Annotated in this window: 13 protein-coding genes; 8 read left to right on the top strand and 5 right to left on the bottom strand. The window is 73.6% G+C overall.

What is annotated here, in order from left to right; translation table 11 throughout:
• Positions 1-2: 2 nt before the first annotated feature.
• Positions 3-851, bottom strand: a complete 849-nt coding sequence (locus tag OG472_RS13810; protein WP_383569095.1) for a class I SAM-dependent methyltransferase — start codon at positions 849-851, stop codon at positions 3-5.
• Positions 852-1,203: 352 nt separating this feature from the next.
• Between OG472_RS13810 and rpsA the strand changes: the two genes are divergently transcribed.
• The 4 genes from rpsA (at position 1,204) to OG472_RS13790 (ending at position 4,997) form a co-directional block, all read left to right on the top strand.
• Positions 1,204-2,712, top strand: coding sequence for a 30S ribosomal protein S1 (gene rpsA, locus OG472_RS13805; RefSeq protein WP_327413389.1), 1,509 nt, complete (start codon positions 1,204-1,206; stop codon positions 2,710-2,712).
• Between the two features lie 236 nt (positions 2,713-2,948).
• Positions 2,949-3,887, top strand: a complete 939-nt coding sequence (locus OG472_RS13800) for a PAC2 family protein (RefSeq protein ID WP_383569098.1) — start codon at positions 2,949-2,951, stop codon at positions 3,885-3,887.
• 48 nt (positions 3,888-3,935) lie between these two features.
• Complete coding sequence (gene coaE / locus OG472_RS13795) at positions 3,936-4,544, top strand: dephospho-CoA kinase (protein WP_405829649.1); 609 nt, start codon at positions 3,936-3,938, stop codon at positions 4,542-4,544.
• A gap of 66 nt (positions 4,545-4,610) precedes the next feature.
• Positions 4,611-4,997, top strand: a complete 387-nt coding sequence (locus OG472_RS13790; RefSeq protein WP_362815097.1) for a tetratricopeptide repeat protein — start codon at positions 4,611-4,613, stop codon at positions 4,995-4,997.
• Between the two features lie 53 nt (positions 4,998-5,050).
• On the opposite strand, the gene OG472_RS13785 is transcribed toward OG472_RS13790, so the two are convergent.
• Entirely contained in the window at positions 5,051-5,311 is a 261-nt protein-coding gene (locus tag OG472_RS13785) for a DUF6343 family protein (RefSeq protein WP_401600972.1), read from the bottom strand.
• 68 nt (positions 5,312-5,379) lie between these two features.
• Positions 5,380-6,009: a hypothetical protein gene (locus tag OG472_RS13780; protein ID WP_405941485.1), complete on the bottom strand. Its 630-nt coding sequence runs from the start codon at positions 6,007-6,009 to the stop codon at positions 5,380-5,382.
• 172 nt (positions 6,010-6,181) lie between these two features.
• On the opposite strand from OG472_RS13780, the gene OG472_RS13775 reads away from it, so the two are divergent.
• The 3 genes from OG472_RS13775 (at position 6,182) to OG472_RS13765 (ending at position 11,650) form a co-directional block, all read left to right on the top strand.
• Complete coding sequence (locus OG472_RS13775; protein ID WP_405941484.1) at positions 6,182-7,486, top strand: helix-turn-helix domain-containing protein; 1,305 nt, start codon at positions 6,182-6,184, stop codon at positions 7,484-7,486.
• 103 nt (positions 7,487-7,589) lie between these two features.
• Positions 7,590-10,448: a DEAD/DEAH box helicase gene (locus OG472_RS13770; RefSeq protein ID WP_401600964.1), complete on the top strand. Its 2,859-nt coding sequence runs from the start codon at positions 7,590-7,592 to the stop codon at positions 10,446-10,448.
• Positions 10,445-11,650 (top strand): SWIM zinc finger family protein, encoded by a 1,206-nt coding sequence (locus OG472_RS13765; protein ID WP_405941483.1) that lies wholly within the window; start codon positions 10,445-10,447, stop codon positions 11,648-11,650. The genes OG472_RS13770 and OG472_RS13765 overlap by 4 nt, the downstream gene beginning before the upstream one ends.
• On the opposite strand, the gene OG472_RS13760 is transcribed toward OG472_RS13765, so the two are convergent.
• Positions 11,631-12,179 carry a hypothetical protein gene (locus OG472_RS13760; protein WP_401600958.1) on the bottom strand — a complete coding sequence of 183 codons (549 nt, stop codon included), beginning with the start codon at positions 12,177-12,179 and terminating at the stop codon, positions 11,631-11,633. The two genes, OG472_RS13765 and OG472_RS13760, sit on opposite strands and share 20 nt — an antisense overlap.
• Positions 12,180-12,375: 196 nt before the next feature.
• On the opposite strand from OG472_RS13760, the gene OG472_RS13755 reads away from it, so the two are divergent.
• On the top strand, positions 12,376-13,011 hold the full coding sequence (locus OG472_RS13755; protein WP_405941482.1) for a chaplin: 636 nt from the start codon (positions 12,376-12,378) through the stop codon (positions 13,009-13,011).
• Here the strand turns inward: OG472_RS13755 and OG472_RS13750 are convergent.
• Positions 13,004-13,660 (bottom strand): DUF2293 domain-containing protein, encoded by a 657-nt coding sequence (locus tag OG472_RS13750; RefSeq protein ID WP_405941481.1) that lies wholly within the window; start codon positions 13,658-13,660, stop codon positions 13,004-13,006. The two genes, OG472_RS13755 and OG472_RS13750, sit on opposite strands and share 8 nt — an antisense overlap.
• Positions 13,661-13,768 lie beyond the last annotated feature (108 nt).

Genomic DNA, 13,768 nt, shown 5'->3' with positions numbered 1-13,768 from the left:
GATCAGGCCCTCTCGCACACGAAGATCGCGGTGCCCGGGATCAGGTTGCCGCGCAGCGGGGACCAGCCGCCCCACTCCTGGCTGTTCCACTCGGGCCACTCCGGCTCGACCAGGTCGACCAGGCGGAAGCCGCCCGCGACCACGTCGCGGACCCGGTCTCCGAGGGTGCGGTGGTGCTCGACGTACACCGCGCGCCCCTGCTCGTCCTGCTCCACGTACGGGGTCCGGTCGAAGTAGGAGGCGGCGACGGACAGCCCCTCGGGGCCGGGCTCGTCGGGGAAGGCCCAGCGGATGGGGTGGGTGACGGAGAAGACCCAGCGGCCGCCGGGGCGCAGGACGCGGTGCACCTCGCGCATGACGTTGACCGGGTCGGCGACGAAGGGGACGGCGCCGTAGGCGGAGCAGGCGAGGTCGAAGGAGCCGTCGCGGAAGGGGAGCCGCCCGGCGTCGGCCTCGACCAGGGGGACGTCATCGCCGATGCGCAGGGCGTGCTGGAGCTGGCGGTGGGAGAGGTCGAGGGCCACCGGGCGGGCGCCCTGCGCGGCCAGCCAGCGCGAGCACTGGGCGGCGCCGGCGCCGATCTCCAGGACGTCCTTGTCCTTGAGGGAGCCGGCGGGGCCGAGGAGGGCCGCCTCCGCCTCGTCCAGCCCCTCGGGCCCCCACACGAAGCGGTCGTCGCCGAGGAAGGCGCCGTGCTCGCTCTGGTACTCGTCGGCGTTGCGGTCCCACCAGCCACGGCTCGCCCGGCTGCTCTCCGCCTCCCCCGCGTCACGCCGTGTGGCCTCGGCGTCTTCCACGGAGCCCGGATCGGCCTCGTACGCGTCTTCGGGGGCGTAGTCCTCTTGGTTCATGGGGCCCGTCGTCGTAGTCTGCGAATGTCTTCAAAAAGTGGCAGGAAGCGTCAGGAAGGCGCTCCAGCCCACGAATTGTGCCGGTTATGCGGTGATCCGCCCGTGGTGTGCGCCTTCGCGCATTGACCCTGTCCGGCCGCCCCCGTATGCTACAAGTTGCGCTGCGAGCCTGTGCTCCTCAGACCTAGCAGGCTGCGCTTGTATCTGTTGATGTCCCCTCGGTTTTCGAGGCCCCGCCGCGTTTCGCGGAAATGGGGGTCTCCTTGGCTGTCCGGCTTCGGCAGATGCCGATAAGGGCTCCCGGCGTAGCAGTACCTACGACTTTCTGTCCGTAACCGGAGCCCTTTCCCACATGACGAGCAGCACCGAGACCACCTCTACCACTCCGCAGGTAGCGGTCAACGACATCGGTAACGAGGAAGCCTTCCTCGCCGCGATCGACGAGACGATCAAGTACTTCAACGACGGCGACATCGTCGACGGCGTCATCGTGAAGGTCGACCGGGACGAGGTCCTGCTCGACATCGGTTACAAGACCGAAGGCGTGATCCCGAGCCGTGAGCTCTCGATCAAGCACGACGTCGACCCGAACGAGGTCGTCAAGGTCGGCGACGAGATCGAGGCCCTGGTTCTCCAGAAGGAGGACAAGGAAGGCCGCCTGATCCTGTCCAAGAAGCGCGCTCAGTACGAGCGTGCCTGGGGCACGATCGAGAAGATCAAGGAAGAAGACGGCATCGTCACCGGTACCGTCATCGAGGTCGTCAAGGGTGGTCTCATCCTCGACATCGGCCTCCGCGGCTTCCTGCCGGCCTCTCTCGTCGAGATGCGTCGTGTCCGCGACCTCCAGCCCTACGTGGGCAAGGAGCTCGAGGCGAAGATCATCGAGCTGGACAAGAACCGCAACAACGTGGTCCTGTCCCGCCGCGCCTGGCTGGAGCAGACCCAGTCCGAGGTTCGCCAGACGTTCCTCACCACCCTGCAGAAGGGTCAGGTCCGCTCCGGCGTCGTTTCCTCGATCGTCAACTTCGGTGCCTTCGTGGACCTGGGTGGCGTCGACGGTCTCGTCCACGTCTCCGAGCTGTCCTGGAAGCACATCGACCACCCGTCCGAGGTTGTCGAGGTCGGCCAGGAGGTCACCGTCGAGGTTCTCGACGTTGACATGGACCGCGAGCGCGTCTCCCTGTCGCTGAAGGCGACGCAGGAGGACCCGTGGCAGCAGTTCGCCCGGACCCACCAGATCGGTCAGGTCGTCCCGGGTAAGGTCACCAAGCTGGTTCCGTTCGGTGCGTTCGTCCGCGTGGACGAGGGCATCGAGGGTCTGGTCCACATCTCCGAGCTGGCCGAGCGCCACGTGGAGATCCCGGAGCAGGTCGTCCAGGTCAACGACGAGATCTTCGTCAAGGTCATCGACATCGACCTCGAGCGTCGCCGGATCTCGCTGTCCCTGAAGCAGGCCAACGAGTCCTTCGGTGCCGACCCGGCGTCGGTCGAGTTCGACCCGACCCTGTACGGCATGGCCGCGTCCTACGACGACCAGGGCAACTACATCTACCCCGAGGGCTTCGACCCCGAGACCAACGACTGGCTCGAGGGCTACGAGAAGCAGCGCGAGGCCTGGGAGACCCAGTACGCCGAGGCGCAGCAGCGCTTCGAGCAGCACCAGGCCCAGGTCATCAAGAGCCGCGAGGCCGACGAGGCCGCTGCTGCCGAGGGCGCTGCCGCCCCGGCCGCCGGTGGCAACGCCGGTGCGGGCATCTCGGGTGGTTCGTACTCCTCGGAGTCGGACGAGACCTCCGGCGCCCTGGCGTCGGACGAGGCCCTGGCCGCGCTCCGCGAGAAGCTGGCCGGCGGCCAGAGCTGATCGCAGCGCGCATCACACTCCGGTGTGAGCAGAGCTGAGTTGAGTTGAACGGTGAGGCCCGTCCCCTTCGGGGGGCGGGCCTCACCGCGTTTCCCGCCTGACCGCCGCCGGGCCGCGGTTGACCGCCGTCGATCCGCCGCTGATCCGTTGCGTTCCTGTGAATGCGGCCAACTGGGGAATGGCGGCGCCGTCTTGGACGTTCTTGGCAGGGAACGAGGCGAGGAGGAGTGGTGGCGGTGCTTGATCCACAGGGTTTGTACGAATGGGATGCCAAGGGCCTGGCGGTGGCCGACCTGGCGGTCGCCCAGGACTCGGCCGGGCTGGTCATGCTGTACCACTTCGAGGGGTACATCGACGCGGGTGAGGCCGGCGAGCAGATCGTCGAGCGGCTGCTGGACACCCTGCCCCACCAGGTGGTCGCCCGCTTCGACGCCGACCGGCTGGTGGACTACCGGGCACGCCGCCCGCTGCTGACCTTCCAGCGCGACCACTGGACGGAGTTCGAGGAGCCCCGGCTGGAGCTCCGACTGGTCCAGGACGCCACCGGCGCGCCCTTCCTGCTGCTGTCCGGCCCGGAGCCGGACGTGGAGTGGGAGCGCTTCGCCGTCGCCGTCCGGCAGATCGTCGAGCGCCTCGGGGTCCGGCTCTCGGTCAACTTCCACGGCATCCCGATGGGCGTTCCGCACACCCGTCCCGTGGGCATCACCCCGCACGGCAACCGGACCGACCTCATGCCCGGCCACCGCAGCCCCTTCGACGAGGCGCAGGTCCCGGGCAGCGCGGAGTCCCTGGTGGAGTTCCGCCTGGCCCAGGCCGGGCACGACGTGCTGGGCGTCGCCGCGCACGTACCGCACTACGTCGCGCGCTCCCCGTACCCGGACGCCGCGCTGACGGTGCTGGAGGCGATCACGGCGGCGACCGGGCTGGTCCTGCCGGCCGTGGCGCACGCGCTGCGGACCGAGGCGCACCGCACGCAGACGGAGATCGACCGGCAGATCCGGGAGGGCGACGAGGAGCTGGTCAGCCTGGTGCAGGGGCTGGAGCACCAGTACGACGCGGCCGCCGGAGCCGAGACCCGGGGCAACATGATCGCCGAGCCCGCGGAGCTTCCGTCGGCGGACGAGATCGGGCGCGAGTTCGAGCGGTTCCTGGCGGAGCGCGAGGGCGAGAACTGACGCCGACGGGGCTGTAGGGGCGCCGGGGGCGGGGTCTAGGCTGCGGACATGCTGAAAGTGGGCCTGACGGGCGGAATCGGTGCCGGCAAGAGCGAGGTCTCGCGGCTGCTGGCGGGGTACGGGGCGATCGTCGTCGACGCCGATCGGATCGCGCGCGAGGTCGTGGAGCCCGGTACGCCGGGGCTCGCGGCCGTCGTGGCGGCCTTCGGGGAGTCGGTGCTGACCGCCGAGGGGGTGCTGGACCGGCCGAAGCTCGGGTCCATCGTGTTCTCGGACCCGGCGAAGCTCCAGACGCTCAACGCGATCGTGCACCCGCTGGTCGGGGCCCGGTCGGCCGAGCTGGAGGCGGCCGCGGGGGCCGACGCGATCGTGGTGCACGACGTACCGCTGCTCACGGAGAACGGCCTGGCGCCGCTCTACGACCTGGTGGTCGTGGTGGACGCGGCGCCGACGACGCAGCTGGCCCGGCTGACGGCGCTGCGCGGGATGGCCGAGCAGGAGGCGCGGGCCCGGATGGCCGCGCAGGCCACGCGGGAGCAGCGGCTCGCGGTGGCGACCCTCGTGATCGACAACGACGGGCCCCTGGAGGCGCTGGAGCCGCAGGTGCGCAAGGTCTGGGAAGAGCTCACGGCGCGGGCCGCCGGCGGCACCGCCTGACGTGTTCATGGAATAGCGACCATGGTGGGGGCGTTGAACGCGCCCGTAGAGGGAAGGATCCAGACTGTGTCCGAGACCACGCGCCCCACGCCGTCCAGCCCGGAAACGCACGTCATCGACTACCGGGCCGCGGAGCAACTGCTGGCCGCACGCGACCCGCGCGGCGCGGTCAAGCTGCTCGACTCGGTCATAGCCGCCCATCCGGAGAACACGGCGGCGCGGCTGCTGCGGGCCCGGGCCTTCTTCGCCGCGGCCCAACTGCGCCCCGCGGAGCTGGAGTTCGAGCTGGTGCTGGAGCGGGAGCCGGACAACGCCTTCGCCCATTTCGCGCTGGCCCGTACCCATGAGCGCGCGGGCCGGCCCGAGCAGGCGCGCAAGCACTTCCGCCTCGCCGCCGCCCTCGACCCGCAGCCGGAGTACCTGGCGGCGGCCCGTTTCGAGGACCAGGCCTGAGCCGACGGCTCACCAGCCGAACGGCCACCGTCCGCCGCCCACCGTCCGCCGGCTCACCGGCTGCGGGGCGGCTCGTACGGTGGGATGTCCCGGCCCGGCTGGTAGTGCGGCCCCTGCCGGATATGGCGCACGATCACGGCCAGGTCCACGGCCACGATGACCGCCAGCGCGCCGCAGGCGGCCGCCCATCCGGGACGGCCCGCCAGCGAGAAGGCGGCCGTCCCGGCGGCGGCCCAGATCAGCCCCCAGACACCCAGCCAGAACCGCAGCCGCAGCGGGCTGCGCGCGGTCACCGGCTCATTCCCGGAACGCATGGCATCGCCTCTCACGTCCATGGTCCCACTCGGGCCGGCCGGCGCGCCGGGGGCGGGACGTCGCCCGGCTACGGGTTGAGCTTGTTCACGGCCGTCGTGGTCGTTTTCTTGAACGCGGCGACCGGGGCCTGGGACAGGTTGCCCATCTCGCCCCACTTCACGACGGTCACGGTGGAGCCGTCGCGGCCGATCCCGTAGAGGTGCACACCCGGCTCCGAGTCGGGGACCGAGGTGTGGACCCCGTAGACGTGCGCGCCCTCCTCGACGGGGAGCGTTCCGTAGTCCTCCCAGGAGGCTGTGCCGCCCGGGGTCGTCCGCAGCCAGTCGGCGGCGCACGCCGCGACCTTGCGCTCCAGCCTGCCGACGAGCTCGGTCGCGGCGGAGGCCGAGGAGGACCGTACGGAGACCTGCACGGCGCCGGTGTCGAACTCGGTGCCGAAGGCGCGGTGCCAGCTGCCCGCCGCCGGAAGCACGCCGTCCAGGCAGAAGGGCGCGAACTCGGGCAGCCCCTTGGTGATCTTGCCCGGGTACCAGGCCGATCCGGGGTGCGGCGGCAGGTCGGTGCCGGCCAGGAATCCGGGCGGGACGGGCGTCGCGGTGGCGGCCGTTGCGGAGGCGGGGGCGGTGAGGACGAAGGCGGTCGCCGCGGCGACGAGCGCGGTGGCGAGGGTGGCGGCGGTGTCGGTGCGTCGGAACATGAACGGTCTCCCCGTGAGTGGTTCGGTGTGCCTGACGAGCCTGTTCCCCGGGCCGCCCGGCCGGCCACGGTTTGGGGCGAATTCGGGACGCTGGAACGGCCGTACGCACTGTCACCTGGGGGAACACCTCAGGCATGGAACGCAGTCACGGGACGCCGGACGGGGGAACGCGGTGAGCGAGGCCGGGAATTTCGCGCGGCTGATGCGGGAGCTGAAGGAGCGTGGGGGGCTGAGTTACGGGGCCCTGGCACGCCGCCTGCACACGAGTACGTCGACCTTGCACCGCTACTGCAACGGGGAGGCGCTGCCGGCGGAGTTTGCGGTGGTGGACCGCTTCGCACGGGCCTGCGGGGCATCGCCGGGGGAGGCGGTGGACCTTCACCGGGCGTGGCTGCTGGCCGATGCGCGGCGGCGCGCGGGGGCGCCACCGGAGCCTGTGCCTGTGCCGGAGCAGGAGCCGGGGTCGGAGTCGGAGTCGGGGGCGGAGCCCGTCGTCGTCGTGGGGGAGCCGGCCGTCGTCGCGGAGCCCGCGGGAGGCAGGCCCTGGTATCGGAGGCGGGTGGCCGTGGTCGCCGCCGCGGGGGTGGCGGCGGGCGCGGTGGCCGTGGCCCTGCTCGCGGCGGCCGGCCCCGAGCCCCGTGCGCCGCGGGCCGGAGCCTGGACGGGGATGGGGACGGGGAGCGGGCCCGGGGCGGGTACGACGGCGCCGGCGGCATCCGCAGGCGCCTCCGGAACCGAGTCCGCCCCGGCGTCGGCGCCAGGGGCCACGAGCACACCGGAGCCCCCGCCGCCGGCCGGTGGTCCGGGTCCGGCGTCCGTCCCGCCCTCCGCGTCACCGCCGGTCCCGGCTCCGCCCCGGTCTCCGGCAGCGCCCCTGAGGGCGGCGGTCCGGTCGCACGTGTGGACCGCGGGCTGCGATCACGCCTACCTGGCCGAGCGGGGTCCGGGATCGGTGCCGCCGCCGCCCGTGGAGGCGGACGCGCCCGCCTGGGCATCGGCGCAGCGCGCCGTGCACGCCGGGAAGCAGATCGTGGAGGTCACCCTGCACGGCACGGGCCCGGGCGCCGTGGTCCTGGAGGACCTGCAGGTCCGCGTGTCAGGCCGCCGTACCCCGCCGGCCTGGAACGTCTACCAGATGTCGCAGGGCTGCGGCGGGGCCCTCACGCCGGCCGTCTTCGCCGTCAACCTGGACGCGCCGCGCCCGCTGGCCCGCCCGGTCGCCGGGAACGACGCCGGGGGCACGCTGCCGGCCCCCGCCTTCCCGATGCGCGTCTCGGCGTCCGAACCGGTCGTCCTGCGGGTGGAGGCGGTCACCACGGGCTGCGACTGCGACTGGTCCCTCGACCTCTGGTGGTCCGCGCCGTCCGGCTCGGGCACCCTCCGCATCGACGACGACGGGCGCCCGCTGCGCACGAGCGCGGCCCCCGGCCGACCGGTGTACGGGTACGCGGCGGAGCAGGGCCGCTGGGGACGGTGATCCGCAGGTCAGAGGCGTTGTCGGTGGCCGCGCCTAGACTCGTCGGCAGAGCGGATCAGCAGATCCGCAAGCGCATCGACGGGCGAGACGGGGAGGGGACACCGTGACAACGCAGCCGCAGCCGCAGGCAGCCGCGCAGGCATCCGTGCAGGCATCCGCGCTGCTGCGCCACGCCGCCGTCTTCCTGCCCGCAGCCGTCCCCCGCCAGGGGCGGGTCGCCTTCTGGGCGCCCGACGGGGACGCCCTGCCCGAGGCGGGTACGCCGACGCAGCTCACCGTCGTGCGCCCGCACGGCGACGGCGTCCGCAGCCGGACCGTGCCCGCCGTGACCTTCTCCGTCGCCTCCTCCCTGCCCCTGCTCGCGCGGGCGCCCCGCAGCCCCGCCGCGCACCCCGCCACCCGCGCCTGGGGGACCGCCGCCACGCAGGCGCTCACCCTGGCCGCCCGCGGCCGGCTGCTCCCCGGGCTCACCCCCGAGGGCGTGGACGCCTGGCGCGCCGGGCCGCTCGACGCCGCGGACATCGACCACCTGCGCGCGATCGCCGCGGCCCTGCCGCACGAGGGGTACGCGACCCCCCTGCCCGGCCGCCGCCCGCTCCAGCTGCCCGAACCGGAGGCGCTGGTCCGCGCGTTCCTCGACGCCGTCGCCGACAGCCTGCCCCGTACCCCGGCCGCGTCCGTGGCCGCCGGGCGGCCGTTCGCCGCGCGGGAGGCGCAGCAGGTGCCCGGGATACAGGACTGGGCCGCACAGGTCGCGGCCGGAGCCGACGCCGGGGTCGGCGTCTCGCTGCGGCTCGACCTGTCGTCCTTCCGGCTCTTCGACGAAGCCGAGGGCGAGGACGTCCGGCGCGCCGGGGCCGCCGTCGTCCAGGTGCACAGCCTGGCCGATCCGACCCTGGTCACCGACGCCGGCCAGTTGTGGGCGGGCACGGCGGCCGCCGGGTTCGGTCCCCGCGCCCGGATCGACGCCGTGCTCGCGCTGCGCCGCGCCGCGCGGGTCTGGCCGCCCCTGCTGCGGCTGCTGGACCAGCCCGTGCCCGATTCCCTCGCCCTGTCCGATCCGGAGCTCGAGGACCTGCTGGGGGTGGCTGCGAGCCGGCTCGCGGCCGCCGGGGTCCTGGTCCACTGGCCGCGCGAGCTGGCCCGTACGCTGTCCGCGACCGCCGTCGTACGGTCCACCGCGCCCGGTTCCGCGACCGACGGCACCGCCTTCTTCGACGCCGAGCACCTCTTCGCCTTCTCCTGGGAACTGGCGCTGGGCGGCGACCGGCTCACCCCGGGGGAGATGGACGCGCTGGCACAGGCCCACCGGCCCGTCGTACGGCTGCGGGACCAGTGGGTGCGGGTGGACCCGGAGCTGGTGCGCAAGGCGCGCAAGCGGGAACTGGGCGTGCTGGACCCGGTGGACGCGCTGGCCGCCGCGCTGTCGGGGACGGCCGAGGTCGACGGCGAGCCGGTCGAGGCGGTGCCGGTGGGGGCACTGGCCGCCCTGCGGGAGCGGCTGACGGGGGAGCTGGCCCCGCTCCCGCAGCCCGCCGCCCTCAAGGCCACCCTGCGCGACTACCAGGCCCGCGGCCTGGCCTGGCTGGACCTGATGACCTCGCTCGGTCTCGGCGGCTGCCTCGCCGACGACATGGGCCTGGGCAAGACCGTCACCCTGATCGCGCTGCACCTGCACCGGGACCGGCCCGAGCCGACGCTCGTGGTGTGCCCCGCGTCCCTCCTGGGCAACTGGCAGCGGGAGATCGAGAAGTTCGCCCCCGGCACGCCCGTGCGCCGCTTCCACGGAGGCGGCCGCAGCATCGAGGACCTGACGTCCTGCGAGGGCGGGTTCGTCCTCACCACGTACGGCACGATGCGCGCCAGCGCCGCCCTGCTGGCGCAGCAGCGCTGGGGCATGGTCGTCGCCGATGAGGCGCAGCACGTCAAGAACCCGCACTCGGCGACCGCGAAGGCGCTGCGCACGGTGCCGGCGCCGGCCCGGGTGGCGCTGACCGGCACCCCCGTGGAGAACAACCTCTCCGAGCTGTGGGCGCTGCTCGACTGGACCACGCCGGGGCTGCTGGGGCCGCTCACCGCCTTCCGGGCCCGCCACGCCCGCCCGGTGGAGCACCAGACGGAGGAGGACGGCGGCAACGAGGCGGCGGTCGCCCGGCTGTCCGCGCTCGTACGGCCGTTCCTGCTGCGGCGCAAGAAGTCCGACCCCGGCATCGCGCCCGAGCTGCCGCCGAAGACGGAGACCGACCACCCCGTCTCCCTCACCCGGGAGCAGGCCTCGCTCTACCAGGCCGCGGTGGACGAGGCGATGGCCGTGATCGAGTCGAGCGAGGGCATGGAACGACGCGGCATGATCATGAAGCTGCTGGCCTCGCTCAAGCAGATCTGCAACCACCCGGCGCAGTACCTCAAGGAGGAGCAGCCCAGGATCGGCCACCGCTCGGGGAAGCTCGCCCTGCTGGACGAGCTGCTGGACACGATCCTGGCCGAGGGCGGCTCCGTCCTCGTCTTCACCCAGTACGTGACGATGGCCCGCCTGATCGAACGGCACCTGTCGGCCCGGGGGATCTCCCACCAACTGCTGCACGGGGGGACTCCGGTGCCGCGCCGGGAGGAGCTCGTCGACCGCTTCCAGGCCGGCGAGGTGCCCGTCTTCCTGCTGTCCCTGAAGGCGGCGGGCACGGGGCTGAACCTCACCCGGGCCGGCCATGTCATCCACTTCGACCGCTGGTGGAACCCGGCCGTCGAGGAACAGGCCACCGACCGCGCCTACCGCATCGGCCAGACCCAGCCCGTACAGGTCCACCGGATCATCGCCGAAGGCACCGTCGAGGACCGGATCGCCGAGATGCTGGAGGCGAAGCGGGCCCTGGCCGATGCCGTCCTCGGCTCGGGCGAGTCGGCGCTGACCGAGCTGACCGACCGCGAGCTGGCCGACCTCGTCTCCCTGCGGAGGCCCGCATGATCACCGCGCGGGACGACCGCCGCCGCACCTTCGAGACCGTGCCCGCCGGGGCCGCGGCGGTGAGCTGGTGGGGCCGGGCCTGGGTGACGGCGCTGGAGGAGGTCTCCCACGACACGGCCCGCCTGGCCCGCGGCCGTGCGTACGCCGCGGAGGGGCACGTCGACGCCGTGACCGTCACGCCCGGCCGGATCGTGGCGTACGTCCGCGGCAGCCGGCCCCGCCCGTACCGCACCGAGCTGACCCTGCCCGCCTTCGCGGACCCGGAGTGGAACGGGCTCCTGGAGGAGGTCGCGGCCGACCCCGCGGCGCTCGCCGCGCTGCTGGAGCGGGAGGTTCCGCAGTCGCTCGCGCAGAGCGTCCTGCCCGGTGCGGGCGAGCTCGTCCCGCACTGTTCCTGCCCGGACTTCGGACGTCCGCCGTGCAAGCACGCGGCGGCCCTCTGCTACCGGGCGGCCCGCCTCCTCGACGAGGACCCCTTCGTCCTGCTGCTCCTGCGCGGCCGGGGGGAGCGGGAGCTCCTCGAGGAGCTCACCCGCCGCAACGCCGCCCACGCCGCCCGCGAACAGCCCGACACTGCACCGGACTTCCCCGGGGTCCCGGCCCGGGCCGCGCTCGCCCGCACCGGCCTGCCGCTGCTGCCCGCGCCGCTTGCGGCGCCCGCCGCCGCAGGCCTCCCGCCCGCCTACCCGGCCGATCCGGCGGCCCCGGACCCGCTGGCCCTCGACCAGCTCGCCTGCGACGCGGCCGCCCGCGCCCTCGCCCTCCTCACCACCGGCGAGGACCCGATCGCCGGGCTCAGCCTCTGGCAGGACGCCGTCCGGCTGGCGTCCGCGCACCCCACGGCCGGGCTCACCGGCGCCGCCCGCACCCTCTACCGCGACCTGGCCCGCGCCACCGGCCGCACCACCACCGACCTCGCCCGGGCGGCCGCCGCGTGGCGCCAGGGCGGCCGCCCGGCACTGGCCGCGCTCGAAGAGCCCTGGGACCCGCCGGCGGGCCCCTTCGACCGGGCCCGCCCGGTGCTGCTGGCCGCCGCCCAGGGTTCGTTCCGCCCGGACCGCAACCGCCTCACCGGCCGCACACGCCAGCTCCGCCTCGGCCGTGACGCCCTCTGGTACGCCTACGAATCCCGCCCGGACGACGAGGACTGGTGGCCCACGGGCCGCCCCTCCCCGGACCCGGTCACGGCTCTGCTGGGCTGAGTCCGGCGGCCCAGCGGGTCAAGGCGGTGAAGTCGCGGTCGCGCAGGCCGTGGCGGGGGTGGATGCGCAGGAGGAGGGCCGGGGCCGGGTAGTGGGCGGCGACCCAGGCGCGGTCGCGGGGGTTGATCATGTCGTCGACCCAGGCGAACGGCCGGCCCCCTGCCCACTCGAGGAGGTGGCGGGTCTTCCAGGAGAGGCCGTCGGGGTCCTCGACGAAGAGCTCCGGCCATTCGACGACGGACAGGTCTCCGGGCAGTCCGATGTGCGGGGCGATCATCGTGTTGGCCTGGTGCGTCCAGGCGGTGGCCCAGGCGAGCTCGAAGGGCAGGGCCAGCAGCCGGGCCCCGTGGGACGGGTGGAGGCGGACCCGTGCGCCGCGCCGGGCGCTGCGCGACTCCGGGTCGCGGTAGGAGAGCCAGACGTCCGGCCGCATCCGGTGGCTCCGGTAGCCGCGCAGACCGGCGAGGGGCGAACGGAAGGGGTTGAGCGGTCCGTCCACGTCGAGGAGGAGCAGCGGGCGATCAGTCATGAAGTAGGCACTACCCAGTACACGATGGAGTGAAATGCCTATCGGCTCTATAACCCGAATGGGTTTACCGCGTTATCTCCGGTGCGGGTGAAGCGCCCGCTGAATCCTCCGGAAGGCAGGGAAGCTGATGCGTCACAGTCGTCGGAATGGTGTGATCGCGGCGGTGGTTGCGGGAGGTGGGCTGGCGGTCGCGGGCGTGAGCGGATTCGCCTACGCCGATGCGGACGCGGGCGGGCGGGCCGAGCGCTCGCCGGGGCTGCTGTCCGGGAACCTGGTCCAACTGCCGTTGCACGTCCCGGTCAACGTCTGCGGGAACACCGTGAACGTGGTCGGAGTGCTCAACCCGGCCGCCGGGAACCGCTGTGGCAATCAGGCGCCGGGAGGCGGTGGCGGGCAGCCCGGTCAGGGGTCCTCGGGGTCCTCGCATGCGTCGAAACCGGGGGCCGGAAACGGCGGAGGGGCCGTGGCGGAAGGGCGCGGAAAGGATTCGCCGGGGGTGCTGTCCGGCAACGGACTGCAGCTTCCCGTCGAGCTTCCGCTGAACCTCAGCGGCAACTCCGTGAGCGTGGTCGGCGTCGGCAACTCCTCGCACGGCAACACCTCCGTCAACGGCGAGGAGCCCACCGGTGGCAAGCCCGCCCAGCCCCCCGTCGTCGCGCCGCCGGTCGTCGCGCCGCCCGTCACCGAGCGGCCGGCCACCCCGCCCGCACCGCCGCGGCACACCGAGGCCCTCGCCCACACCGGGGCCGACGGCCTCGGATACCTGCTGCCCGGGAGCGGAGCGCTCCTGCTCGGCGGTGTCCTCCTCTACCGCCGCTTCCGCCTCAACTAGGCACGGAGCGCCACCCGTCGAGGATGGCGTCGATCCGCGGCGCCAGCCGGGCCCGGGCCGCGAACCGGGGGACGCCCGCCATCAGCAGGGCGTCGTACTCGGTGTCGGTGTGCCGCACCGCCGCCCGTACCGCGACCGAGACCGCCAGCTCGTCGAGGGCCCGGCCGGCCGCGGTGCGGCCCACCCGGCCGCTGCCGCGCACCGAGGCGTGCGTGGCGATCGCCACCGCCCGGTCGGCCGGACATCCGGGGAACAGCCGCACTATCTCGGCGGCGAAGGCCGCCGTGAACCGGGTGTCCTCCGCTGCGCGGCGCAGCCGGTCGCGCTCCCGGCGGCGCGCCCGTGCCTCGGAGTCCGCGAGACAGGCGCGCTCCGCGCGGGCCAGGGCGGCGTTCTCGACGAGGAGCCCCAGGCGCTCGTACCGGCGGCGCCGTTTGTTGAAGCGGACGACCACCGCGGAGAGCGAACTGGCCTCGCGGGAACGTCGGGTGAGCGCGGCGTCCCCGCGCGGCAGGTAGACGAGGTGCCCGAGATCCGCGCAGTCCAGGCAGCGGGGCACGCCCGTCTCGCGCACGAGGTGCCGGAGCGGGCCCTGCCGGCACTCGGCGCAGTGGATCTGCTTCAGGGACTCGAACACCACCAGGCTCATACAGGGGTGATACCGCCGTAGGGGCCTCATATCACCTGGTGGGGAGGGTCGGTTGATGTTTTGTCAACTCTTCCTGGATGCCACAACCCCTTCTACGGTGGGCCGTGA

The organism is Streptomyces sp. NBC_00207 (genome assembly GCF_045160965.1).
GTDB lineage: Bacteria > Actinomycetota > Actinomycetes > Streptomycetales > Streptomycetaceae > Streptomyces.
This window is presented reverse-complemented; position numbering and strand designations above follow the sequence as displayed.